Genomic DNA, 26,686 nt, shown 5'->3' with positions numbered 1-26,686 from the left:
AACCCGTTTATTTGAACCAATAAAAAATCAGAATTAAACCAAAGAAATGGTTATTTTTGCGTTATAAAAACTAACAGATACACCCTTGGGATTATATAAAAATCTTTTCAAACAAACGGCAATATACGGACTAGCAACGGTTTTACCTCGAATGTTAAGCTTCCTTTTGGTTCGATTATACACCGGAATATTGCCAACTGCCGAATATGGCGAAGTGACCATCGTACTTTCGTGGATGGTTTTCTTCAATGTGATTTTGTCTTACGGAATGGAAACTGCTTTTTTTCGTTTTTATAATTCTGAAACCGACAAGCAAAATGTGATTGCTACTTCTACCATTTCCATATTTTGGTCATCGATTTTCTTTCTTTTTGGGGCTTTAATTTTTAGAAATTCTTTGGCGGCTTATGCCAATGTCGATGTGCAATATGTTACCTATTCCATTTGGATTTTAGTGTTGGATGCCTTGGTTATTGTTCCATTTTCGAAATTGCGAGCCAATCAGCGTCCCATGGTTTATGCTGCGATTAAGATTGGAAATGTAGTGGTCAATTTGTCTCTGAATATTTTCTTTTTACTGTATTTGCCAACATTTGCACAAGAAAACCCAGGTACTTTTATAGAAAACTTATACATTGAAAATTTCGAAATTGGTTATATTTTCGTGGCCAATTTATTAGCAAGTTTATTGACTTTGCTTGTGCTTTCGCCCAATTATCTTTCTCTGAATCGAAGATTCGATAAAGTGCTTTGGAGAAAAATGATGCGATACGGTTTACCAATTTTGGTGGCTGGAATTGCCTTTGCTGTTAATGAACATTTCGACAAAATTTTACTGGGTTATTTGCTTCCAGAAAATATTGCCAAATCTGAAGTAGGAGCTTATTCAGCCTGTTACAAATTAGGTTTGTTTATGGTTTTGTTTGCAACGGCTTTCCGTTTGGGTATTGAGCCTTTCTTCTTTAGTCATTCTAATAACGAAAATGCGCCACAAACCTATGCCGTGATTACTAAATATTTCGTGATCTTGGGTTCATTGATTTTATTGGGAGTTATCGTTTTTGCCGATGTTTTAAAGATGTTATTACTCGACAATAAATCCTATTGGGAAGCGATGAAAGTGGTACCGTTAATCATTTTGGCCAATTTCTTTTTGGGAATTTACAACAACCTTTCAGTTTGGTACAAACTGACGGATAAAACTCAAATTGGGGCTTATATTTCTATCGTTGGAGCTATTTTGACTTTGGTTTTAAACTATTTATTGATTCCAAAATACAGTTATTATGGTTCTGCAATTGCCACGATTGTAGCTTACGGAAGCATGATGTCGATATCTTATTTTCTAGGAAATAAATACTATCCTATTCCTTATGATTTGAATAAAATTGGAGGTTATTTAGGATTATCTATTTTGTTTTCTATCATTTCTTTTTATGTTTTCCGTGAAAATTATTTCGTTGGAATTCCGTTGTTATTAGGGTTTATGTATTTTGTGTATCACAACGAAAAAGAAACGATATTAGGCATCATTAAACGAAAAAAATAAATCATAATCAATATGAGTTCGATTAAATAATTTTTAACCACATAGAGTTTTAAAAAAATAATTTACAAAGATTTCCATAGGTATTTTATTTACACATAGCTATGAAATCTATGATGAGCAAAGCGTTTTACTATTTTCTTTATTTCTATGTGGTTTAAATTTTCAATATTAATCGAGTACATATTATAAGACGGACAGATTGTAATCTGTCTAAACAAATTAAAAAAAATGAAAATAAACATCATCAACAAATCGCAACACGATTTACCCAACTACGAAACCATAGCTTCGGCAGGAATGGATTTAAGAGCAAATCTAACCGAATCTGTAACCTTAAATCCATTGGAAAGAACCATCGTCAAAACGGGTCTTTTCATTGAATTACCAATAGGTTATGAAGCACAAGTTCGACCAAGAAGTGGATTGGCTGCCAAAAAAGGAATCACAGTTTTGAATTCACCAGGAACGGTTGATGCTGATTATCGTGGAGAAATTGGTGTGATTTTAGTCAATTTATCCAATGAAGTTTTCGTTATCGAAAACGGCGAACGCATTGCCCAATTGATTATCGCCAAACACGAAAGAGCCGAATGGATTGAAGTTCGAGAATTATCGGAAACATCAAGAGGCGAAGGCGGTTTTGGAAGTACGGGAGTGAAGTAAGTAGGCAGTGTTCAGTGGCAGTTAGCAGATCATAATCACTCAAAAATCTTTTAGCATAAATATCATAGATAATAACGTGTCGATTTTTATTGTTATTTTCGACATACTTTTATTGAATGTCGATTGAATCGACACAGCTGTCATCTATGTCGATTTTTTACATTATTTTCGACATAGGTTTTTTTAATGTCGATTCAATCGACATATTAATTAAAAAAAATATAAAAATGAAAACAACGTTTAATAAAGATATTGCTTATAATGATTTGCCTAATTTGCCTCCAAATAAAGATTTGGAAACAACGCCAATTTTTAAAGCAATTATAAAAGCAAATAAATTATTGGCGGAATTAAAAGGATATTGCCAAACTTTGCCTAATCCTCAAATGCTATTGAATACGATTGTACTTCAAGAGAGTAAAGAATCCAATGCTATAGAAAATATTGTTACCACACAAGATGAGCTTTATAAAGCTACCTTGATGGGAGATACGGTAAAAAATCAAGCTGCTAAAGAAGTATTACAATATCGAGAAGCTATTTATTGGGGAATCGAAGAATTACAGAAAAACAATTTAATTACAACTAATTTATTGGTAGGATTAATGCAACGTTTACGTGGTTCGACCGAGAATATAAGGAAAAATACAGGAACAAAATTAGCCAATCCTACTAATAATCAAGTGGTCTATACTCCACCAGAAGGAGAGAATGTTATCAGAGAAAAGTTAAGTCAATTAGAAATTTTTATCAACAATAATGAATTTTCAGATTTAGATCCATTGATAAAAATGGCTTTAGTTCATTATCAATTTGAGGCTATTCATCCTTTTAGCGACGGCAATGGTCGTACTGGAAGAATTTTGAATATATTGTATCTAATTCAGCAAGAATTATTAGGATTACCTGTTTTGTATTTAAGTAATTATATTATTCAAAATAAGTCCGACTATTATAGATTACTCCGAGAAATAACCGAAGAAGGCAATTGGGAAGAGTGGGTTTTGTTTGTGGTAAATGGTATTTCCGAAACTAGTGCGATGACATTAAGTAAGATACATAGTATTCTTCAATTAAAAGAAGATACAATAATCAATGCAAAGGAAGTTTTGAAATCGTCTTATACGAAAGAATTAATAGACTTAATTTTTAGCCATCCTTACATTAAAATCAAAGTTTTGGAAGATTATAATATAGCAAAAAGACAGACAGCGAGTGATTATTTAAAAAAATTGGAATCGAAAGGAATACTTGGATCTGTAAAAATTGGTAATGAGATTTACTATATTAATAAGGCTTTGATAGCCATACTTTCTGAATAAATACTTTAAAAACATAATAAATTAAAATAATAATATTATAAAATGAAAATAATAGTACCAATGGCTGGACGTGGTTCCAGATTAAGACCTCACACATTAACCATTCCAAAACCCTTAATTCCAATTGCAGGAAAACCAATCGTACATCGATTAGTTGAGGATATTGCAGGCGTTTTAAATCAGGATATTGAAGAAATTGCCTTCATCATTCACGAAAGTTTTGGAAAAAATGTAGAAGAGGATTTAATTGCCATTGCTGAAAAATTAGGTTCAAAAGGAACTATTTATTATCAAAATGAAGCATTGGGAACAGGTCACGCTATTATGTGTGCCAAAGATTCCTTGAGCGGACCGGCCGTAATTGCTTATGCTGATACTTTAATTCGTGCCGATTTTGATTTAGATCAAAATGCCGACAGCGTGATTTGGGTAAAGAAAGTAGATCAGCCAGAAGCTTTTGGTGTAGTCAATTTGAACGAAGAAAATCACATTATTGAATTGGTCGAAAAACCAAAAGAATTTGTTTCGGACCTTGCTGTTATCGGAATTTATTATTTCAAAGACGTTGCGGTTCTTAAAAATGAATTGCAATTGGTTTTAGATAACAATATTATTCACGGAGGTGAATATCAAATTAACGACGGAATCAAGCAAATGATGGCAAAAGGAATGGTTTTTGTTCCTGGAGAAGTGGCCGAGTGGATGGATTGCGGAAACAAAGATGTTACGGTTGAAACCAATTCTAGAATGTTAGGATTTTTACATCAAGACGGAGAAGAATTAGTGGCTGCAACTGTAAAATTAGAAAATGCAACGATTATTCCTCCTTGTTATATTGGTGAAGATGTGGTTTTAATTAACGCTACTGTGGGTCCAAATGTGTCTTTAGGAAATGGTTGTAAAGTATTGGATGCTACTATCAAAAACAGTTTGGTTCAAACGAATTCAACTATAAAAAATGCCAATTTAGACAACGCCATGATAGGAAGTCATGCTAGTTTTGATGGTAATTTTACTAGCATTAGCATTGGCGATTATTCGGTATTAGAATAATTTTTTAATTTCCTGCAAGGTCTTTTTTTTGACCTTATAGGTATAAAATTCATGCCTACAAGGTTAAATTAAGAATCAATTGGTGTTCTTCGTGCCTTCTTTGTGAACTTTGTGTTTAATTTTTTTAAATGAAAAAAACGGTTTCCTTCTTTTTATTCTTGGTTTTGCTTTGCAATTCAGCTTTGCTATTGGCGCAAACAGAACCAGAGGAAATCAATTCAGAACCTGATAAATTCGAGGAACATTTCTACGAATCTTTAAAACAAAAAGGAATCGAGAATTACGATAAAGCCATCACAGAATTGGAATATTGTTTGAAATTAAAACCCAATGATGCGACAGTTTATTTCGAACTAGGAAAGAATTATTTAGCCTCAAAGAAATACGATCAAAGTTATACTTCGTTCGAAAAGGCAACACAAATTGATCCTAAAAACAAATGGTTTTGGGTAGGAATGTATGAAGCCAGTTACGAAGCCAAAAATTATACTCAAGCGCAGATTTCGGTAAATAAATTAATTGAGTTTGACCCGATATACAAAGAGGATTTGACCTCTTTGTATATGAACACGCAACAATTTGACAAAGCACTCGTTCTTATCAATGAGTTGAACGAAACAATTGGAAAAACCACTAAAAGAGACAATTACAAACAGCAGATTTTGGCTCAAGGTCAATTCAAGAATACTGAAATAGACAATTTAATCAGTCAAATTGATAAAAATCCTAAAGAAGAGTCTAATTATATTAATCTAATTCGATTGTATTTGGAGAACGGCGAAGCAAAAAAAGCTTTCGAAATCACTAAAAAAATGGATATAGCCATTCCAAATTCAGCATGGGCAAAAGTGGGAATGTTCAAGTATTATTTGGATAATGGTGAAAACCAAAAAGCCATACAATCGATGAATGTGGTTTTATCAAGTCCGAATATTGATGCTGCTGTAAAGCATCGAACACTAAATGAGTTTTTAAATTTTGTGAATAAAAATCCACAATATGGAGCTGATTTGGAAAAGGCAATTGCTTATTTAGAAAATGACCCTAATGTAAATGTAGCCAAAGAGATTGGAAAGTATTTTCATAATAAAAAACAATGGGACAAAGCCATTCATTATTATGAATTAAGTTTAAAAAATAAAGTCGATGATGCAGAGGCTAATTTACTTTTATTACAAGGCTATGTCGAAACCAAACAATTTGATTTGGTTGCCAAAAAAGCTTCTGCAATGGTAGAATTATTTCCGTCTCAACCGCAATTTTATTATTATTCCGGAATGGCAAATAATCAGTTACAGCAGTTCAAGAAGGCCAAGGAAATGCTAGAAATAGGTTTGGATTATTTAGTGGATGACGTTAAATTAGAAGTGAATTTCAATTTACAATTGGCGGAAGCCTACAATGGATTGGGCGATTTCAAGAAAAAAGAACAGTATTTTTCAAAAGCCAATCAATTATTAAAAAAATAAAATAACAATTCGAATGAAAAGATTTTTAGCAATAGTAGTACTTGTTTTATTGGTGGGATGTAAATCCAAATCGGTTGTTGTTAGTGCTACAAAGCCTACTGATTCAGGCATGAGTGCCAAGAAAATTATAGCCAGCTACAACAACAACACAATCGATTTTAAAACATTATACATCAAATCGAATGTGCAATATGCAGACGACAAACAAAGCCAAAATGTTACCGCCGAAATCAAAATCAAGAAAGACGAACAAATTTTGGTAAGTGTTCGTTTTCTTGGAATTACTATGGCAAAAGCATCTATTACGCCAACATCTGTAAGCTATTACGAGAAAATGGGAAGTAATTATTTCGAAGGTGATTTCAGTACTTTGAGCCAATGGTTGGGCACCGATTTGGATTATACCAAAATTCAAAATATGCTTTTGGGTCGTGCTATTGACGATTTAGAAAAAGGAAAATATACGGAATCTATTGCGGATCAAGGCTATAAATTGGAAGACGAATCAGCAGGGGATTTCAAAAAATCTTTTTATTTTGATGCCAATACTTTTATGCTAAACAAACAAGAAATCGCTCAAACTGCTAAAGATAGAATGATTGATGTGGGGTATTATAACAATACGGTTTACAAAGAAGGTACTTTGCCTTCGAGAGTAATAATCAACGCCATTCAACCCAAAGGAAAGTCAAAAATCAATTTTGAATACAATACAATAACCTTCAACGAGGAACTTTCTTTCCCATATAGTGTTCCAAATGGTTACAAAAGAATTATAATTAAGTAAATTTGCACAAACTTATTTCAAATATGTCAAAATTTCTCCTAAGCCTATTATGTATTTGCTTGACTTCGTTATCATGGAGCCAAGATTCCCAACAAGAAAAACTGGAAGCCAGAAAAGCCCAAATTCAAAGAGAAATTAGGGATAATGAAGAGATGTTGAAAACGGTCAAGAAGAAAGAAAAAACAGCCGTAAACGTTGTTGTTATTCAAGGGAACAAAATAAAACTCAAAGAAAAACTGATTAATACAACTGAAAAACAAGCTAAATTGTTGAGCAATGACATGTATATCAATCAGTTGAAAATCAATAAGCTCAAAAGAGAATTAGAAGTTCTCAAGGAGGATTATGCCAAAATGATTTTGAAATCCTATAAAAGTCGTTCGGAACAAAGCAGAGCCATGTTTTTATTATCATCCGAAAATTTCTTACAGGCTTATAAAAGAGCCCAGTATATGAAACAATATACCGGTTATAGAAAAGCTCAAGGTCAGGAAATTAGTTCTAAATCGAAGGAGCTTGTAGAGTTTAATGGAAAATTAGATGTTCAAAAAAACGAAAAGAAAAAACTAATTGCCGAGAATGAAAAAGAGCGTTTGTCTTTATTAAAAGAGAAAAATGAGCAATTAAAATTGTTGAATTCCATCAAAAAAGACAAGAGAAAAATAACGGCTGACGTTAAGAAAAAACAACAAGAAGCCAAAAATATTGACAGGCAAATCGATCGTTTGATTAGAGCAGCCATTGCCGAAGCCAATAGGAAAGCAGCTTTAGAAGCTGCCTTGAAAAAAGCAGAAGCCGAAGCCGAGGCCAAAGCCAAAGCCAATAATACTAAAGTAGCCACCAAAGAAGAAATAAAAACCCGTGCCAAAGAGATTGTTGCTGCCGCGCCAGCAGTGTCTTCTTCAAAAATAGTATTAACACCAGAACTGAAAATTGTTTCAGATAATTTTAAAGCCAATAGAGGAAGATTGCCTTTTCCTGTCGAAAAAGGATTTATTTCGTTGGGTTATGGTAATCAGCCGCATCCTGTTTTTTCTACATTGACGGTTCACAACAGTGGAGTAGATATTACTACCGAACAAGGCGCTAGCGCACGAGCTGTTTTTGACGGAGAAGTTACAGCAGTAATGATTTCGCCATCAGGAAGTAAAGGAGTGTTTATTCAGCATGGGGATTACATTACGGTATATCACAATTTAAGCTCTGTAAGCGTAAGCAAAGGCGACAAAGTAAGTAGAAAACAGACTATAGGTAGGGTAAGAACTACTGGAGATGGAAAAACAGTTCTTAAGTTTATTGTTCAGCAAAATACAATCTATCAAAACCCAGCTAGTTGGTTGTCTAATTAATGTAAGAAATCAAAAATAATTACAAACGAAACCTCGCTGATTGCGGGGTTTTTTGTTGGCTTGTTTTGTGTTTTTTCCCCTGTTTGTGTTTTCGAGGTCTGAGATACTTACAACTTAATTATCGAGTTTTATGAATTATTATTTGCTAAAGACATAGTAATCTGGGTAGCACTGCACCAGTAATCAATAGGATAAACTAGTTCTATGGCTAAAATTATCATTATGTTGACATATCTATTCAATCATATTTAATCCCAAAATTCAGAATGAGGATTAATCGCTTGTGCAATTTCAGATTCTAAATCGTAATCAATTTCTAATTTGCCATTAGAAATTTTATAGGCTTCTTTCTGATAACATTCAATTATTGTATCAACCATACTTTCAACAGAATCAAAAATTTGCATCGGTTTTGAACTCAAAGTAATTGAAGGAGAAAAGATAAAAATCTTACCAAATGTTTTACTTTTTTCTTTTAAATCAATAATTACTCGGTCACCACTTGAATTTAAAAAAAATGCCAAAAATTTATTTTCGTACGGCAAAGTTTTTGAAATTCTTTCCATTGTAAAAAAACTTAACAAACCGTCAATTTCAAAAAAATTCCCAAAAGCTGTTAATTCGCAGTCAAATGCTTCTTCTGTAAATAACAAAGTCGATTTAAGACCTCCTTTCCATAAATAAAAATCTATAAAATCTTTTGAAAATGAAAACTTATAATTGGTTATTAATTCAAATAACTCATCATAATCTTTTGGTTCTTCCATCGAATTAACAATAGGATTTCCTTTTTCAACTAATACTTTTTCAAGGATTAACAATTTCTCTCTTAACATTATTTATACATTATATAGTCAATTACACCAGCTATCTGAAGTCTTCCATAAAAAAAGTTCCTGAAAATCTGGGAGATGCTGTGTGATTCGGATGGCGTTTTTTGTTGAAAGGTAGCAGTAGTTGGTCTTGCCTTTTTACTTCTGTTTTTATTTAATTGGTTTTTTCTTTGGGTCTAAATAGGTATTAAAAACAGCATAAACCACGACAACCGTTTTTTGTATTTCATAAATAATCAAATAAGGAAAGTCTTTTATAAATGCTTCTCGGTAAGGTTTTCTCTTAATTTGATAATGTTCAGGATGTTTTTGTAATCGTTCAAAATAATAATCTAAAGTATTTAAAAAGCGTTAGCCTAATCCTGTTTTGTTTTCTTCGTAGTAATCATAGGCTTTTTGCATATCTGCAATTGCTTCTTCTATGATCTCTAAAGTATATTTCATTATTAAACTAGCGATTTTGGATTTTTTGCCTCGCTTCTTGCCAAGAATAGGATTTGCTTTCGCCACTTAAATGGCGTTCTCTACGAGCATTAATTATTTTATAATCTTCCTTTGTTAAATACTCTTGTTCTTCTTCTAAAATGGCTTTTATTTTCTTTAGGACTGTAGCTTTTTTTGTGCTTATGAGCATTTCAATTAGCTCCATTTTTGTTGCTTGCAAGTTCATAATATCGAGTGTTTATTATCCCAAAGATAAGTATTTTATTGCTTATTTTATTTGTTTAAATAATTCGGTCTAAATTTTTATCCAATCGTAATCATAATCTAAATCCGTATAATTTATTCCAATAAAAAAGCCTTGTTTCTAGAATATGAAACAAGGCTTTCTGTAATTATTTTGCTAGCTTTTATTGCTGTTGTTGCTGTTGTTGTTTTTGTTTCTGCAATTCATCCAGATAATCGTATTGTACTTTTTCGGCCTCTGTGGCTTCTTGCAGTTGTACGTTATTGACTTCCTCAAACTGTCTTCCGTCTTCATAACCAATAGATACACAAACTGAAAGCGTTTGGCGAGCAAATCCTTTAAAAGTTCCTTTTACCAGCGTACAATCATAAAAATTTCTTCCTACCGAAAGTTTAACGTGATTGTCCATGGTCCAGATATTGTTGGTGGGATCAAGACCAAGCCAGCCTTGCGTAGGCGTATAAATTTCGACCCAAGCATGCGTAGCACCTTCGCCTCGAAGTCCGCTTGCATTAGGGCAAACATATCCACTGACATAACGGGATGGTATGCCTACTGTTCGCAAAAATTGCAACAATAAATGGGCAAAATCCTGACATACTCCTTTTCTAATTTCCAGCACTTCGTCCAAGGTGGTTTTGATGTTGGTAATGCCTTTGGTGTAAGTAAAATTTTTGAAAATATATTCGTTACACTCTTGAGCAATGGCTACAATTGATTTGCCTGGGAGATTGATTTTTTTTAAAACAAGATCAATTTGCTTTTGTTTTTCGATGAGTTCAGGATAACAAAGGCGTTGCAACATAATGCTTTTTTCTTTTTCTTTATCCAAATCCTCGACTGTTGTTGCATCAATTTCGGGAATCTTTAGCGAATGATTGACACGCACAAGCATCCTCGACTCTATAGTCATTTCCTGATGGGCTTCAAGTGTGTTAAAATTCCCCACCCTGTTGCCATAATAATCATGTGAAATATCAACACTAGGGTTGTTTGATATCGAAATATGGTGCTGCAATACATCTTGATTTTCAAAGTTGTAAGGAAACAATCGAATCTCGTTGATGCTCTCTTTGATAGGCCAATTGTATTGGTATTTTGTGATGTGAACTATTTTAAAAACTGCCATTTTTTTTTAGGTATAAGAGAAAAATAATTTAGAAAAATCAGTCGAAAACTGAATCAATTGTTTTTTAGTTTGTTCTAAAACTTCTTCTAATTGCTTATTGTTCAGGTTATAATAATCGGTAAATTCGACCAAGCTTTTTAGCCTTCCAAATTGATTTTGCAAGGTTCTGGCTTCGCTAGAATTATTGTCCATGATTAAATAATCCAGATATTTGTCAATGTATTCTAAAGTGTACATTACCGAATGCGAAAAATCTTTGTTAAAAATCACGTGCTGTACTACTTTACGACTGTGCGAAATGTTGCTGTAACTTTTTAAATATTGTTCGTAACCCGATAGAGACAATAATAGCCTTCTCCAGTACAGTAAATCTTCTTCGCCATCTAAATTGTAACTGATAGGTTTGTAGTACGCTTGTGTTAGCGAAATGGTTTGTAAACAGCGCTCAATGTGCTTACCAACACTTGAAAAACACCACCCCATTCCCCTTGGCATGGTAACGTGAAGAATCCCGTTGTAGAGCAAAAGGTCTTTGTTGAGTTTGGTGATGATACTCAAAGCTTCATAAGTTTCTAATCGTTTTGGCAAATCAGGCGCATTCATATAATGATACAGCGAGTTGATGTGTTCCCAAAGTTCTTTGGTTATCTTATCTTGAGAACCTCTGGCATTTTCACGGGCTTTAATCACTAAATTTTTGACTGAATTGTAATTTTGATTGTCACAAATAATGTATTTTAATACAAAATTAGTGTCGTATTGTGATTGTGCAATTTGTGTTCTTGATAAATCGGTATAGTATTCTAACAAAGGTTTGTAGCCTTGAGAATCATTCATTTCTTTGTCAAAAGATAGGATGTAGAAGGTGTTTAGAGTCAGTAGCATTCCATCTGCTCTTTCCATATAGCGGTTAAGCCAAAACATTCCATCTGCAACTCGGCTGAGCATATTTGTTTTCATCATATTGTTTTTTATATAAAGGAAAAAAGAACCCTTTTTAATTTTTATTTTACTCTATTATCCAAGTGTCTTTACTGCCACCACCTTGCGAAGAGTTAACGACTAGCGAACCTTCGGTCAAAGCTACTCTGGTTAGTCCACCAGGAACAATTTCTACCCCATTAGGCCCACACAAAGCATAAGGTCTTAAATCTACATGTCGCAGTTTTAATTCCCCATCAATCAAACATGGCACGGTGCTAAGCTGAATAATTGGTTGAGCGATGAAATTACGAGGATCGGCCAGAATGGCAATTTTGCCTTTTTCTAGTTCTTCTTGAGTGGCTTTGTTCCCCATAATCATTCCGTAGCCACCACTTTGATTGGTTTCTTTGATAACCATATTTTCCATATTGGCAAATACATGTTCTCTTTCCTCTTCGTTTTCCATTTGGTAGGTAGGAACATTTTTCAGAATAGGCTCTTCGTTGAGGTAAAATTTTATCATTTGAGGTACAAAAGCATAAACCGCTTTGTCATCGGCAACCCCATTTCCAACAGCATTTACTAGGGCAACATTACCGTGTTTATAGGCGCTTATCAATCCAGGAACTCCTAAAGTACTGTCTGGTTTAAAGACCAATGGATCCATATATTCATCGTCCAAACGTCTGTAAATCACATCTACTTGTTGCAATCCCGAAGTAGTTTTCATATAAACTCTGTTGTTGTTTACCACTAAATCACGACCTTCTACAAGCGGAACTCCCATTTGTCGGGCTAAAAAAGTGTGTTCGTAATAAGCCGAATTGTAAATACCCGGAGTCAGCAAAACCACATTCGGATTCGAAATGTTTCTTGGCGACATCGAAATCAAAATATTGTGCAAAATCATGGGATATTTCCCCACCATGCTCACATGATTTGCCGAAAGCATTTCTGGAAAAATTCGTTTGGTTATTTCACGATTCTCTAGCATATAACTCACACCACTCGGACATCTAAGGTTGTCTTCCAAGACATAAAATTCGCCTTTTGCTCCACGAATTAAATCGATTCCAGCAATGTGAATGTGAATGTTATGTGGTAATTTAATACCATGAACTTCCTGAATGTAATGTGGACAAGATGCAATTAATGAAGCAGGAATCAAGCCTTCTTTGATGATAAGTTGCTCGTTGTAAATGTCTTCCAAAAATAAATTCAGCGCTTTCAAACGTTGTTTAATACCTGATTCTACTTCGTTCCATTCTTTTTTGGTAATAATTCTAGGAATAATATCAAACGGGAAAATGCGTTCAATTCCTTGGTTGTCATCGCTATAAACCGTAAAAGTGATACCCTGATTCATAAAAAAATCAGCAGATTGTTTTTGCTTTTGACTTAAATTTTCGGGACTCAAGTTTTGTATCGTTTGCAATACTTTCGAATAAGAAGTTCGTACTCCTTTACTCGAAAACATTTCGTCCCAACCATTCGGGTTTAATTTTGGTGTCAACTCCATCATATTTGTTCTTTGTTAAATATTCTAATTTTGTGCTATTTTGATGTAGAAAACAGCTGTTTAAGACAAATTTATTATTTTATTTTATTCAAAATGACGTTTTTCTTGAATATTTAACAACTTATGCTATATTCGTTATTTTGACAATCATTTTTGATAATATATATTATTTTACCCCCTAGTTTTTTCAATTTTGTAATTATAAAAGCTATAAATATCTAGTTAACCCTGTTTTTTATAGGGGTATTATAGTAAAAATAATAAATTTTTTAGCTTTTTATGTTTTATTATTGTTTCTAAATCAATAATTGTTCTAATAGTAATAAAATGTACTTCTTGGATTGGTTTTTGTTAAAGATAGTTGAAAAATTGAAGCTATTTACTAGTTTTTAAAATAGTTTACCTTTATTTTTTAAATTTTCGATAAAGTAAATTTTCGATTATAATTTGATATTATAGTATCTTTTTGAGATGTATTAAAATTTTATATTTACAACGTTATTATATTCATAATTTAAGTCGATAAAAAATGATATTTAGAAAAATTCAGCTCTTAATTGTAGTATTTGCAATTTCGTTAACATCTTTGGCTCAAAAGGAGGAGCAAACCCAATCGCATTTTCATTACCAAGGGAGAATAGAAAAAATAGAGGAAAATAAAGCCATATTGGTTGGTGCAGCCTCTTCCATTTCTTTTGATTTTAAAGGAAATTCTTGTTCCATTTCTTTGCAAAGTTTGGTCGATCACCAAAATTACGTTTCACTTGAACTCGACGGAAAATATATAGGAAGAATAAGAATCGAAAAAGGCGAAGCCAAATCTTTCCCAATCACAGTCACCGAAAAGAAAAACACCCACCATCTCGCCATTTACAAAGCTACCGAAGCAGCCAATGGTGGCGTTTTATTTGCAGGAACAACAGCCCAATTAATTGAAAGTACAGCCCCCAAAAACAAGAAAAAAATAGAACTCATTGGCGATTCCATCACCTGTGGATTTGGCAACGATGCCACCACAATTCCTTGTGGAACGGGCGATTGGTTCGACCAGCATAACGCCTATTTGGCTTATGGTCCAGTGCTTTCTAGAGCTTTGAATCTCGATTTTGTATTAAGTTCCGTTTCGGGTTACGGAATGTATCGCAACTGGAACGACGAGCATCTGTTAGAACCCATTATCCCCGATGTTTATGAAAATTTATATCTCAATACAGATAAATCAAAACTCTACGATTTTAAATTTCAACCCGATTTGGTAAGCATTTGTTTGGGAACCAACGACCTTTCCGATGGCGATGGTAAAAAACCGAGACTGCCCTTCAACGAAGAAAAATACGTTTCGAATTACATCGAATTCATCAAAACCGTTTACAAACACGCTCCTAACACTCGAATTGTTGTGCTCAACAGTCCAATGGTTTCGGGAGATAGAAATGTGACTTTGGTAAAATGTTTGAAAAAAGTAATTCAAGCATTCGAAAACGACACTATTCACAAAAAAATCGAATTGTTTGAATTCCAACCAATGATTCCAAAAGGGTGCGGCTATCATCCCGATATGAATGATGATAAAATTATGGCAGAACAATTAATTCCTTTCTTTAAAAAATTATTAGATGAAAAATAATATAATCACATTCGTTCTTTTTTTGACATTTTACAATTCGGCTTTCGCCAATATTACGCTGCCGAATGTAATTTCGGATAATATGGTTTTGCAACGCAATGCTGAAGTTACCATTTGGGGTTGGGCAGATGCACAGGAAGAAATAGTCGTTTCTCCAAGTTGGAACAATCAAACCTATAAAGTCAAAACCAACAATCAGGCGAAATGGGAAATCCAGATTCCAACGCCCAAAGAAGGTGGACCATACACGATTTCTATAAAAGGCTACAATGAAATTGTCTTGAAAAACATCCTAATTGGCGAAGTTTGGATTTGTTCTGGACAATCTAATATGGAAATGAATGCCGGTTGGGGAATCGAAAACGGTGATGAAGCAGTCAAAAATGCCACAAATCCGAATATCCGATTTTTTAAAATTCCTAAATTAACGGCTACAACTCCTCAAAATAATTTATCAGGAAACTGGACAGAAAGCACGCCCGAAACGATGAAATATTTCAGTGCTGTGGGTTATTTTTTTGCCAAACGTTTGCAGGAAGATTTAAAAAATGTGCCCATCGGTTTGATTTCGTCCAATTGGGGAGGAACTCCAGCAGAAATTTGGACACCAGAAGAAGTGATTCAAAACGATGCTATTTTATTAGAAGCCGCCAAAACCCGAAAAGAAGAAAGATATGGACCAAACCAACCCGGACGCGCGTTCAATGCGATGATTTATCCATTGATAAACTTCAAAATCGCTGGCGTGATTTGGTATCAAGGCGAAAGCAACGTAGGTTCGTCAGTTTATGACAAAACCTTTTCGGCTTTAATTACCTCTTGGAGGAAATTATGGAAATCGGATTTTCCGTTTTATTACGTTCAGATTGCGCCTTTTAATTACGGAGAAAATCATTTTGCAGGAGCAATAATCCGAGATGCGCAACGAAAAGTGTTGCAAGTAGTTCCCAATACTGGAATGGCAATCACCAGCGACATTTCGCCTATTGACGACATTCATCCAAAAGACAAAAAATCGGTGGGAATTCGTTTGGCGAATTTGGCATTAGTGAATACGTATAAAACCAATACTGCATTAGCTAACGGACCACTTTACAAAGGAATAAAAATTGAAAAAAATAAAGTAATAGTTGCTTTCGATTTCGCCGATGGATTGCATTTTTCAAATACTAAAGTCAATCAATTTGAAATAGCTGGAGCGGATGGCGTTTATTATGAAGCTGTGGCAATCATCAAAAATAATTCAGTAATTCTACAATCGGATAAAGTGAAAACACCTGTAAAAGTGCGTTTCGAATGGAAAAATAATGCACAATCTCAACTTTTTAATAAAGCCAATTTACCCGCTTCGTCTTTTTTAAGCGAGTAATTGTAGTTGTCCGTCCTGCAAGGTTTTTTTCGAACCTTGTAGGTTTAATGAATTAAAAAACACCTACAAGGTTTTAGAAACCTTGCAGGAAATCAAACTATCACTATGAAAAACAAAAAAATAATCATCACAGGATTTTTTAGCCTGATTACCATTGGAACTATGAACGCACAAAAAAAACCACATTTAGATAAAACAAAACCTATTGAAGAACGCATTTCATTGTTAATGAAAGAAATGACCATCGAAGAAAAAGTGGGTCAAATGAATCAATACAATGGTTTTTGGGAAGTAACAGGCCCAGCACCAAAAACTGGAAACGCCGAAATAAAATACAAACATTTGCGTGACGGTTGGGTCGGTTCGATGTTAACGGTTCGTGGTGTGAAAGAAGTGCGTGCAGTCCAAAAAATTGCTGTCGAAGAAACGCGATTGGGAATTCCATTAATCATAGGTTTTGATGTCATTCACGGATACAAAACGTTGAGTCCAATTCCGTTGGCAGAAGCGGCCAGTTGGGATTTGGAAGCGATCAAAAAATCGGCTCAAATTGCGGCTGACGAAGCTTCGGCATCGGGAATTAACTGGACTTTTGGCCCAATGGTCGATATTTCCCGTGACGCACGTTGGGGAAGAGTGATGGAAGGTGCCGGCGAAGACCCGTATTTGGGAAGCAAAATTGCAACGGCCAGAGTCAAAGGTTTTCAAGGAGAAACCAAAGCCGATTTATCGAAAGTAAATACCATTGCGGCTTGCGCCAAACATTTTGCAGCCTACGGTTTTGCCGAAGCTGGACTGGAATACAACACGGTTGATATTAGTAATGCCACGCTTTACAACACGGTTTTGCCACCATTCAAGGCGGCAAACGATGCTGGAGTGCGAACCTATATGAATTCCTTTAATATTTTGAACGGAATTCCTGCTACAGGAAGTAGTTTTTTGCAAAGAGACATCTTAAAAGGCAAATGGAAATTTGACGGATTCGTAATTACCGATTGGGCTTCTATCAAAGAAATGGTTTCGCACGGTTTTGCCAAAGATGGAGCCGAAGCTTCTGAAAAAGCCGTGAAAGCAGGTTCGGATATGGATATGGAATCGCATTTGTATGTAAAAGAATTGGTCAAATTGGTCAAAGACGGAAAAGTAAAAGAAGCTTTGGTGGACGATGCCGTTCGAAGAATTCTTCGGGTAAAATTCGAATTGGGATTGTTTGACGATCCTTACAAATATTGCGACGAAGCTAGAGAAAAAGCGACCATTGGCAACAAAGCCAACAACGACGGGGTTTTGGATATGGCCAAAAAATCAATCGTCTTGTTAAAGAATGATAAGAATTTGTTGCCGCTAAAAAAATCAGGACAAAAAATTGCCTTGATTGGCGCTTTGGCCAATGACAAAAACAGCCCATTGGGAAGTTGGCGAATTGCTGCCGACGACAATACTGCTGTTTCGGTTTTGGAAGGAATGCAACAGTACAAAAACAACCAACTGACTTTCGAAAAAGGAGCTGATGTAGTGGTGGAAAAACAGTCTTTCAAAGATGAATTGGTTTTCAACACCACCGATAAATCTGGATTTGAAGCTGCTAAAAAAGTAGCAGCCAATGCCGATGTTGTGGTGATGGTTTTGGGTGAAATTGGTTTCCAATCGGGGGAAGGTCGTAGTAGAACGAATCTGGATTTGCCGGGTGTTCAGCAAGAATTGTTGGAAGAAATCTACAAAGTTAACCCGAATATTGTATTAGTGTTAAACAACGGAAGACCTTTGGCTTTGCCTTGGGCAGCCGAACATATTCCTGCCATTGTCGAGGCTTGGCACTTGGGGACTCAAACTGGAAATGCTGTGGCGCAAGTCTTGTATGGAGATTACAATCCGAGTGGAAAATTACCAATGTCTTTCCCAAGAAACGTGGGGCAATGTCCTATTTATTACAACCATTTCAATACGGGAAGACCTAATAATAGTGATAAAAATGTGTTTTGGTCGCATTATACCGACGTGGAGAAAACACCACAATTCCCTTTTGGATTTGGATTGAGTTACACGACTTTCGACTATAAAAATTTGAAAATCAACAAAACGGCTTTCGCCAAAGGAGAAGCGGTAAAAGTTTCGGTTGAGGTGACCAATTCTGGGAATTACGATGGAAAAGAAGTGGTTCAATTGTACATTCACGATGTTGCCGCCAGTTTGGCAAGACCGGTAAAAGAGTTAAAAGGTTTTGAATTAATCGAATTGAAAAAAGGTGAAACCAAAACTGTTACGCTGACTTTAACCGACAAAGAATTGGGTTTCTTTGACAATGACGGCAATTATTTAGTAGAACCGGGAACTTTCAAAATTATGGTGGGAGGAAGCTCCGACAAAGGTTTGGAAGGTAGTTTTGAGTTGGAGTAAAAAAAAGAAACACGAATTTCACGAATTTGCACTAATTTATTGGTGAAAATTCGTGAAATTCGTGTTTTATATTTTATACTTTTTAAATCGATACAATGGAATACAATAGATGTGGGAAAAGTGGTTTGAAATTGCCGCAAATTTCCTTGGGATTATGGCACAACTTCGGTTCGGTGGATTCATTCGAAAATGCCGAGAGTATTGCCAAAGCGGCTTTCGACAAAGGAATCACCCATTTTGATTTGGCCAATAATTACGGGCCTGTTCCGGGTTCGGCGGAGACTAATTTTGGTAAAATCCTCAAAAACAATTTTCAAGGAAATTTGCGTGATGAAATCGTGATTTCGACCAAAGCAGGTTACACGATGTGGGATGGGCCTTATGGCGATTGGGGTTCTCGCAAATATATGTTGTCGAGTTTGGATCAAAGTTTGAAACGAATGGATTTGGAATACGTGGATATTTTCTATTCGCACCGTTTTGACCCCGAAACGCCTTTGGAAGAAACGATGACGGCCTTGGATTATGCCGTTCGAAGTGGAAAAGCTTTGTATGCAGGAATTTCCAATTATCCGCCCCAACAAACCGCCGAAGCTTCGGCGATTCTGAAAGAATTGGGAACGCCTTGTTTGATTCATCAAGTGAAATATTCGATGTTTGTTCGCACGCCCGAAGAAGGTTTGTTGGACGTTTTGGGAGAAAAAGGAATTGGTTGCATCGCCTTTTCGCCATTGGCACAAGGACTTTTGACCGATAAATACCTCAAAGGAATTCCCGAAAATTCGAGAGCTTCCAAAGCAGGATTTTTGAAACCCGAATACATCACCGAAGAAAAAATCAAGATAATCGTGGCATTGAATGACATTGCTCAAGAAAGAAACCAAACTTTGGCTCAAATGGCATTGGCTTGGTTGCTCAAGGACAACCGAATTACTTCGGTGTTGATTGGTGCGAGCTCGGTGGGACAATTGCAGAACAATATTGATGCGTTGGGAAATATCGATTTTACGCAAGCAGAATTGGGCAAGATTGAAGCTATTTTGGCGTCTGTGTAAAAATGGGAGTGAGTTGTTATAATCAAAAAAATGAATATGAAATTTAGAATATTTATTCCAATATATTTTTTATCAATATCTTTTTTATTTTCACAAACTAATATGAATGAATATTATAAAAAGAATAAAATTTGTGAAGTAAAAATTCTTTCCTTTTTTGGTAATGAAACAAGACCTAAAAACATACAAATTACTAAATATGACTCAAAAGGGAATGAAATAACATCTTTGATATATAATGATAACAATAAATTACTTTCTAAATTTGAATTTCAATATGACAGTAATAATTCCAAAACGATAACTATCGAAAACGGAAAAAAGGATTTGTATAATGAACTTCATTATAAATATGACTTTGAAAATAAAATAATTGAACAATGGAGTAAGAGTTTTTCAGATAAGTTTTATTATGATTTAAAAAATAAAATTTATAAAATAATTCATACGAATAAATCAAAAAATGAAACTAAAGAAATTTTGTTTAAATATGATGAAAAAGGGAATAAATTAGCTGAATATGTTGATGGCAACCCTTTTCATATTAATCAATTTTATAAATACAATGATAATAATCAAATTATTGAAGAAGAAAATTTTTATCATTTAGACGGAAAAGATAAACTTTATAATAAGTTTTTATATTTATATGATGAAAACAAAAGACTAATTTCAAAAAATTATATTGATGGCTATTCAAAGGAGAATGATGTTGAATATTCTTATGATAAATTTGGAAATGTAACTACAATTAATGTGAAAGGCGAATCATTAACAACAAATTTTTATAATCAGGAAAATTTAATTACAAAAAAAGAAATTACCAAGTTGACTTATGATGTAAAGATAATTCAGGTTTATCAATATAACATTTGTAAATAATAAAAAAAGGGAGCAAAATTTTTAATATTCGCTCCCTTTTTCTATTTACTTCAACTCCAAATTATACTTTTTCACAATATCCAAAGTCGATTTATCCGAAGAAAAAACACTGTTCAATCCCTGTGGTTCTTGCGGTGGATCGGTGGTTAATGGATCACCTGGTTTCCATTTTCCGTCTAGGGTAACGGCTTTACCTTCGCCACCAAATCCCCAGAAATTGGCGGCTTGCAACACGCCCTTATTTTTATGACTTTCCAGAACTCTATTGAAGATATAATTGTAAAAAACATCTCGATTGGCTACATTTGAACTAGAAATTAAACTTTCGTTTTCTCTTGGCAAACCAAATTCTTCAATAATAATCGGTCTTTTTAGATTTTGCGCCACTTGGATGTGGGCATCAATATATTTTCCGGCATTTTCTAATGTGGTTGGCAAGGTTTTTTCGGCATCGTCGGCTTTGAACCAATTCCAGTTTTTGGGCCAAATGTGCATAGTCAAATAATCGATATTCGGGTTTTGATGCGTTCTTTCGAAAATTTCTATCTTGTCGTTCGAACTATTCAATCCTTCGGAACCAGTCGAAATCAAATGATTTTTGTCCAAGCTATCCATCAAATCGACAATGTTGTTGAGCCAAGCGGTAAATTTGGCTTCATTTTCCACGGTAAAAAGTCTCGGTTCGTTGCCGACTTGCCAAGCCATAATAGTATTGTCATCGTTGTACTTTCTTTTGGTGTAGGCATTGGTTCTCGTCATAATAAACTTCACGTGATTATTCAAAGCTTCCATACACGATTCACAGCTGTAGAATTTTTCGGTATAAGACATAAATTGCGGCCAAGTATTGGGTGGAATAGCAGGAACCGGAATCGCTCCTTTTCCAGACCATTCCAAGTATTGTGACATTCCGCCCGACCATTCCCAGTTATTGGTCAAAAATAAAACGGCGTACATCTTGCGTTTGCCCATTTCGGCAATCAGGAAATCCAAACCGTCCAGCAAGTCTGGGTCGTATTTTCCTTGTGCGTATTGTAAAGCGGGACGAACGGTAAAATCGTATTTCCCACCATCGGCTCCTACCAAAATTCTCAAGTTGTCGATACCGTTTTTTTGCATCAAATCCAGTTCTCGCAGCAGTCTTTTTCGGTCGCCCACTTTCTTGGAAGCCAACAAACTTCCGTACCAATAATTGGTTCCAATATAAGAATAGGGTTGATCTGCTTTGAAGAATTGAGTGCCTTTTACCGTGATTCTGGGTTGTTGTTTCTGCGAAAAACCAATGGTTATTACACAGCAAACGAGTAAAAAAGTGAAGATGAAGTTTTTCATTTGTTCTAATTAATTAGGTAAAACATACATTTTGGGCAACGTATTCACCAAAGTGGATTTTGATTTCGTGGTAAATGTTTTAAAATCAGAAGCATTAGACGCTGTTGGCGTTGGAACATAATAGCCATTTTGATGATTGTTCCAAAAAACAACATAACTTATTTCGATATTGTTTGCAGTTAGGGCATTGTACAAATAGGTCGAAAACCAATCCGTTATGGCTGGTGTTGTTGCTGTTACTTGGTAGCCCGTTTCGGTCAGAGCGGCTATTTTTACTTTGGCTACAGCCAAATCCGAAATCATTTTCAGTTTGAGATTGGCTCTATCCGAACCTGTTTGTCCTTGTCCAGCAGCAAAATCACCATAATTATCCATTCCTAAAACATCCACGTAGGCATCGCCAGGATAACGACTCAAATAATTGTCGGACGTAGTGTAGGAGTTGTCAGGAGAAAAAGCATATAAAATATTGTGAACGCCCTTGGTATCTCTTAAATATTCTACGGTAAATTTGTATGCTGTTTTGTATTCTTCGGGCGTACAAAAATTAGCTCCCCACCAAAACCAACTGCCATCAAATTCGTGAAAAGGTCTGAAAATAATGGGAATCAATTCGCCTTTAGAACCTTTTAAATTCAGGAAAACGCTGGCTACTTTGTCGAGTTTTGCCTTGTACCAAGCGTGATAGGTACCTCCAGGTAAAATACTTTTGAAAGCAGTTACCTTTTGATCCGCAGTCATATCAGAAGCATAAAAACTGTCTTCTTTATTAGGTTCACGAATGTGCCAAGAGAAAGTGTTAATCATTCCTTTGGCGTAGGCTTCTTTTACATCATCGGTAATAATCACTTCTTGCTGGTAAAACCAATTGTTGGCTTGACCAGTATTGTTTTTGTCGGTAATAAACATAAAATCAGAGGACAGAACAGCAGGGTCAAAACCCGTAGTTTTTTTGATGTCCGACTCGGTTGAAGAACCGTTGTTGTAAAAAGAATTGAACGCATCTTGTTGACCAATAGCAAATTTTGTTTTGGCTAATTTCTTTAAATTATAAAACAAAGCCACTGTTTCTGCCGTAGCATTTGGATCGACCATATAGGTTTTTACGTTTGCGCTGGTCAAAACATCAGTAACCAGAACAGGTGGAATTATCAAGACAGAATCTGATGTAGGCTCATCTTTAGAACAAGCCGTCAGCACTAACAAGCCGATTAGAATTAAGCTCTTATTTGTAGTTTTCATAATGATTTATTTAAAACTTACCGTAATATCATCTGCATAAAGTGTTCCCGATGCAAATCCCAAAGCCAGCATAATTCTGTATTTTTTGGTTCCCGATGGAATTGGAAAAGTTTTGGTGTAAAAAGTCCAGTCGGTGGTTGCGGTTACAAATGCGATGTTTTGATCGCCCGTTTTCTGGTCGTTATTTCCTGTAAATTCTACGTTGAATAAGCCGTTGTTCCAAATCTCTTTTCCTTGTTTGATATTGTCTGATTTTAACCAACCCGAAAGCGTTATGGAAGTTACATTTTCTGGAACATCCGCAATTTGATCGATTCCTGTCCAATCCATTGTGGTGGAATTTAATGCCAATGCTGTTTTTCCTTCTTTGAAAATGGTTGATGATGTGGTTACATTTCCTCTCCAAGAATTCATTCCGTCTTCGAAACCACCGTTGGATAAAATTACTTGATTTGCTGCGGCTGTTTTAGCATTTTCGGCTGCTTGAATTTTATCCATTTGTTCTTGAGAGATGGCAATGGCTTTCAAATCATCAAAAAGTATGGTGCCGTTCGTTTGTCCTAAAGCAAGCATTATTCTTAATTTGGAAGCACCAGCAGGAACGGGAATTGTCTTTTTATAAAAGGTCCAAGGTGTTGTTCCTAGAACGGATGCAATACTCTCGTTTTTGATGCCTTTGTCGCCAGAATTTAAAAATTCAATATCGAATTTTCCGGTGTTCCAAACGTTGGCTCCTTTTTCTATCGCTTCTGCTTTTACCCAACCGCTCAATTCTATGGCTACGGTGTTTTTCGGAATATTTACAATTTGATCCAGCCCTTTCCATTCGGCTCCTACAAATTGATTGATGCTACAGCCGTTTTTACCTGATTTTTTGTCGTAAGGCGAAATAGTGGCTACTTCTTGTCCTCTCCAGCTTTCAAATTCGGTTTCGAAACCTCCGTTTTTGATGAGGTTGGTTTGAGAAAATGAAATTTGGCACAAAGGCAAAATGAGTAATAAAAGTATATTTTTCATAGTGGTTTAAATTCGGTTAATCAATTCAATACAGGCTCTGCTATTGTGATACGGACATTTCCAAAAACCTACTTTGTCTTTTTCGATTAATGAATAATCTTCTTTAACGCCCCAAAACCATTCTCCATTTAGATTGTCTAGAATATGGTTTTTTATAAACGCCCAATTTTTTAGCACAACTTCTAGGTAATTTTCATCGGCAGTAAGTTGATAGGCATTATAAAAACCAATCATTAATTCGGCTTGTGGCCACCAATGTTTTTCGGCTACCAATTTGTTCTGTTCTGGATCTAATTCATACCACAAACCACCATCTTTATCAATTCCTTCGAGAGTAGCGTCTGTCATTTGAATGGCGTATTTTTTATAGTTGTTAATGAGATTTTCATCACCAACAATTTCGGCACATTGCAATAACAACCAAGCCGCTTCAATGTCGTGTCCATACGAAATCACATCTGGTTTTTCGATCCAGTTTTCATCAAAGAATAATCGTAAATGTCCCGTTTCTTCGTTGATAAAATGCTTTTCGATAGTTTCTAATAATTCAATGATGACATCTCGAAGTGTTTCGTCTTTCCAAACTTTATATAAATTGGCAAATCCTTCAACAATGTGCAAATGCGTGTTCATCGTTTTCTTTTCGTTGGCATCTTTATCGCTCAAACGCAAATCATCTATAGGTTGCCAATCTTGAGTAAAAGCTTCGAAATAACCTTTATGGATTGGGTCGTAACTGTATTCCTGTATTTTTTTATATAAAGAAATGGCAATTTCTAATGCTTTTTCATCTTTGGAAATCGCATAATATTCGGTCATCCCATAAATTACAAAAGCCAAAGCATAAATTTGATTTTTAGTGTCTTTTGGAGTGGCATCAGGATTGATGCTCCAGTAAATTCCGCCAAATTCCGAATCATAAAAATACTTTAGAATAAATTCGAAAGCTTTTTGGGCATTTTTTTTATGTTCTTCGTCTTTTGTAATTGTATAAGCTGCTGCAAAAGACCATAAAATTCGGGCGTTTAATATCGCACCTTTTTCCGCTTCTAAATTAGTTTGTTCCTTAAAATTTATTTGACCCACAAAACCACCATTTTTTTGGTCAATAGTATGTTTTGACCAATACGCCATAATGTTATGGAGTTCGGTGTTGAGTTCATTTTTTAGATTTTTTGTTTTTTGGAACACGTTTTTGTTTTTATAACTATTTTGTTAGAAAGGCGGTCGGAGACAGCTAGTCGCATCCTCAAAGTCGGAGACTTTGCGGAGCATTCAAAATTATTAATCTCCTAAATATTCTTTATTCTTATTTACTTGTGTAATAATTGTATTCACAGAACCTGCAGAAATAAATGTATCAGCCGGTGTGTTGATTACATAATCTACTAATTTTTCTACTGTAGAAACCGCTACGTGCATTCGGGTATCGGAAGAAGCGTAATAGATAAAAACGGTTCCATCTTGGTCGGCAATCCATCCGTTTGAGAATAATACATTCGATACATCGCCTACTCTTTCTATTCCATCTGGAGCCATAAAATGTCCTGCAGGAACGTGAGTCACTTTGGAAATATCATTCAAATCTGTCATAAATAAATATAGGGTGTAACGCAATCCAGCTGCGGTATTTCGTACTCCGTGTGCCATGTGCAACCAGCCTTTTTCAGTTTTGATTGGTGCTGGACCTAAACCGTTTTTGAGTTCATAAATGGTGTGGTATTGTTTCCCGAAGATGATTTTTTCGTCTTTTACGACTGGATTATTCATATCGTCAACATATCCTAAACCGATTCCGCCACCATTTCCAACATCGATGAATCCGTCTTGTGGACGGGTGTATAAAGCGTATTTTCCGTTTACAAATTCGGGATGCAAGACTACATTGCGTTGTTGTCCTGTGTTCGAAATCAAATCTGGAAGACGTTCCCAATTGATTAAATCTTTGGTACGAACAATTCCAGCATTGGCAACAGCCGAACTGGTATCACTTTTGGGTGCTTTTGGATCTTTTCTTTCGGTGCAAAAAATGCCGTAAATCCAACCGTCTTCGTGGTTTATCAAACGCATATCATAGACATTCGTGTCTGGATTTTCGGTTTGTGGAATGACGCAGGGTTTGTCCCAGAATTTGAAATTATCGATACCATTCGGGCTTTCGGCAATGGCAAAAAACGATTTTCTGTCGATGCCTTCTACTCGAACGGCTAGAACGTAATTGTCGCCCCATTTCATTGCTCCAGCATTGAAAGTAGCGTTGATGCCGATGCGTTCCATACCAAATGGATTGGTTGCTGGATTCAAATCGTATCGCCACTCGATAGGTGCATGAGCTGCTGTAAGGATTGGATTTTTATAGCGAGTATAGATGCCATTAGGAAAGTCTTCAGGGCGATTTTGTTTTTCTATTAATTCCTGATGATTTTTCTTTAAGGCTTCAAAATTTAGATTTTTTGAAAGAATGGATGTTGACATAT

22 protein-coding genes and 1 pseudogene are annotated in these 26,686 nt (G+C 35.3%); 12 read left to right on the top strand and 11 right to left on the bottom strand.

Annotated elements, in window-relative coordinates; translation table 11 throughout:
• Positions 1-85: 85 nt before the first annotated feature.
• The 7 genes from OZP15_RS01110 to OZP15_RS01080 all read left to right on the top strand — a co-directional run bounded on the left by OZP15_RS01110 (position 86) and on the right by OZP15_RS01080 (position 8,192).
• A complete protein-coding gene (locus OZP15_RS01110) occupies positions 86-1,549 on the top strand; it encodes a lipopolysaccharide biosynthesis protein (protein WP_269226676.1) in 1,464 nt (487 codons plus the stop codon).
• Between the two features lie 228 nt (positions 1,550-1,777).
• The gene (gene dut, locus OZP15_RS01105) at positions 1,778-2,212 is read left to right on the top strand and encodes a dUTP diphosphatase (protein ID WP_269226675.1); all 435 of its coding nucleotides are present in this window, start codon (positions 1,778-1,780) and stop codon (positions 2,210-2,212) included.
• 227 nt (positions 2,213-2,439) lie between these two features.
• Entirely contained in the window at positions 2,440-3,534 is a 1,095-nt protein-coding gene (locus OZP15_RS01100) for a Fic family protein (RefSeq protein ID WP_269226674.1), read from the top strand.
• 42 nt (positions 3,535-3,576) lie between these two features.
• Positions 3,577-4,587: a sugar phosphate nucleotidyltransferase gene (locus tag OZP15_RS01095; RefSeq protein WP_281336774.1), complete on the top strand. Its 1,011-nt coding sequence runs from the start codon at positions 3,577-3,579 to the stop codon at positions 4,585-4,587.
• 128 nt (positions 4,588-4,715) lie between these two features.
• Complete coding sequence (locus OZP15_RS01090) at positions 4,716-6,056, top strand: tetratricopeptide repeat protein (RefSeq protein ID WP_281336773.1); 1,341 nt, start codon at positions 4,716-4,718, stop codon at positions 6,054-6,056.
• Positions 6,057-6,069: 13 nt separating this feature from the next.
• A complete protein-coding gene (lolB1, locus tag OZP15_RS01085; RefSeq protein ID WP_269226673.1) occupies positions 6,070-6,843 on the top strand; it encodes a lipoprotein insertase outer membrane protein LolB1 in 774 nt (257 codons plus the stop codon).
• A 23-nt stretch (positions 6,844-6,866) separates the two neighbouring features.
• Entirely contained in the window at positions 6,867-8,192 is a 1,326-nt protein-coding gene (locus OZP15_RS01080; protein ID WP_281336772.1) for a murein hydrolase activator EnvC family protein, read from the top strand.
• Between the two features lie 248 nt (positions 8,193-8,440).
• On the opposite strand, the gene OZP15_RS01075 is transcribed toward OZP15_RS01080, so the two are convergent.
• From OZP15_RS01075 to OZP15_RS01050, 6 genes and pseudogenes are all read right to left on the bottom strand, one after another.
• Entirely contained in the window at positions 8,441-9,028 is a 588-nt protein-coding gene (locus tag OZP15_RS01075; protein WP_269226671.1) for an SMI1/KNR4 family protein, read from the bottom strand.
• A gap of 147 nt (positions 9,029-9,175) precedes the next feature.
• A pseudogene (locus OZP15_RS01070) lies at positions 9,176-9,364 on the bottom strand (type II toxin-antitoxin system RelE/ParE family toxin); the annotation flags it as partial.
• Positions 9,365-9,476: 112 nt separating this feature from the next.
• Positions 9,477-9,695 carry a hypothetical protein gene (locus OZP15_RS01065; protein ID WP_269226670.1) on the bottom strand — a complete coding sequence of 73 codons (219 nt, stop codon included), beginning with the start codon at positions 9,693-9,695 and terminating at the stop codon, positions 9,477-9,479.
• Between the two features lie 181 nt (positions 9,696-9,876).
• Entirely contained in the window at positions 9,877-10,842 is a 966-nt protein-coding gene (locus tag OZP15_RS01060; RefSeq protein ID WP_281336771.1) for a transglutaminase family protein, read from the bottom strand.
• Positions 10,843-10,848: 6 nt separating this feature from the next.
• Positions 10,849-11,805 carry an alpha-E domain-containing protein gene (locus OZP15_RS01055; protein ID WP_281336770.1) on the bottom strand — a complete coding sequence of 319 codons (957 nt, stop codon included), beginning with the start codon at positions 11,803-11,805 and terminating at the stop codon, positions 10,849-10,851.
• A gap of 46 nt (positions 11,806-11,851) precedes the next feature.
• Positions 11,852-13,288 carry a circularly permuted type 2 ATP-grasp protein gene (locus tag OZP15_RS01050; protein WP_281336769.1) on the bottom strand — a complete coding sequence of 479 codons (1,437 nt, stop codon included), beginning with the start codon at positions 13,286-13,288 and terminating at the stop codon, positions 11,852-11,854.
• Positions 13,289-13,814: 526 nt separating this feature from the next.
• On the opposite strand from OZP15_RS01050, the gene OZP15_RS01045 reads away from it, so the two are divergent.
• The 5 genes from OZP15_RS01045 (at position 13,815) to OZP15_RS01025 (ending at position 20,618) form a co-directional block, all read left to right on the top strand.
• Positions 13,815-14,912 carry an SGNH/GDSL hydrolase family protein gene (locus tag OZP15_RS01045; RefSeq protein ID WP_281336768.1) on the top strand — a complete coding sequence of 366 codons (1,098 nt, stop codon included), beginning with the start codon at positions 13,815-13,817 and terminating at the stop codon, positions 14,910-14,912.
• Entirely contained in the window at positions 14,902-16,281 is a 1,380-nt protein-coding gene (locus OZP15_RS01040; RefSeq protein ID WP_281336767.1) for a sialate O-acetylesterase, read from the top strand. The genes OZP15_RS01045 and OZP15_RS01040 overlap by 11 nt, the downstream gene beginning before the upstream one ends.
• A gap of 105 nt (positions 16,282-16,386) precedes the next feature.
• Entirely contained in the window at positions 16,387-18,681 is a 2,295-nt protein-coding gene (gene bglX / locus OZP15_RS01035) for a beta-glucosidase BglX (protein WP_281336766.1), read from the top strand.
• Positions 18,682-18,776: 95 nt separating this feature from the next.
• Positions 18,777-19,736: an aldo/keto reductase gene (locus tag OZP15_RS01030; RefSeq protein ID WP_281336765.1), complete on the top strand. Its 960-nt coding sequence runs from the start codon at positions 18,777-18,779 to the stop codon at positions 19,734-19,736.
• A 36-nt stretch (positions 19,737-19,772) separates the two neighbouring features.
• Complete coding sequence (locus OZP15_RS01025) at positions 19,773-20,618, top strand: RHS repeat domain-containing protein (protein WP_269226663.1); 846 nt, start codon at positions 19,773-19,775, stop codon at positions 20,616-20,618.
• A gap of 45 nt (positions 20,619-20,663) precedes the next feature.
• Here the strand turns inward: OZP15_RS01025 and OZP15_RS01020 are convergent, their stop codons facing one another.
• From OZP15_RS01020 to OZP15_RS01000, 5 genes are all read right to left on the bottom strand, one after another.
• A complete protein-coding gene (locus OZP15_RS01020) occupies positions 20,664-21,950 on the bottom strand; it encodes a glycoside hydrolase 5 family protein (RefSeq protein WP_281336764.1) in 1,287 nt (428 codons plus the stop codon).
• Positions 21,951-21,959: 9 nt separating this feature from the next.
• Positions 21,960-23,192, bottom strand: a complete 1,233-nt coding sequence (locus tag OZP15_RS01015; RefSeq protein WP_269226660.1) for a glycoside hydrolase family 26 protein — start codon at positions 23,190-23,192, stop codon at positions 21,960-21,962.
• Positions 23,193-23,198: 6 nt separating this feature from the next.
• Complete coding sequence (locus OZP15_RS01010; protein WP_269226659.1) at positions 23,199-24,209, bottom strand: carbohydrate binding domain-containing protein; 1,011 nt, start codon at positions 24,207-24,209, stop codon at positions 23,199-23,201.
• Between the two features lie 6 nt (positions 24,210-24,215).
• On the bottom strand, positions 24,216-25,400 hold the full coding sequence (locus OZP15_RS01005; RefSeq protein WP_269226658.1) for an AGE family epimerase/isomerase: 1,185 nt from the start codon (positions 25,398-25,400) through the stop codon (positions 24,216-24,218).
• A gap of 93 nt (positions 25,401-25,493) precedes the next feature.
• Entirely contained in the window at positions 25,494-26,684 is a 1,191-nt protein-coding gene (locus tag OZP15_RS01000; protein WP_269226657.1) for a glycoside hydrolase family 130 protein, read from the bottom strand.
• Positions 26,685-26,686 lie beyond the last annotated feature (2 nt).

The organism is Flavobacterium eburneipallidum, from assembly GCF_027111355.2.
GTDB lineage: Bacteria > Bacteroidota > Bacteroidia > Flavobacteriales > Flavobacteriaceae > Flavobacterium > Flavobacterium eburneipallidum.
The sequence above is the reverse complement of the archived record's forward strand: the minus strand, read 5'-3'. Positions and strand labels throughout refer to the sequence as shown.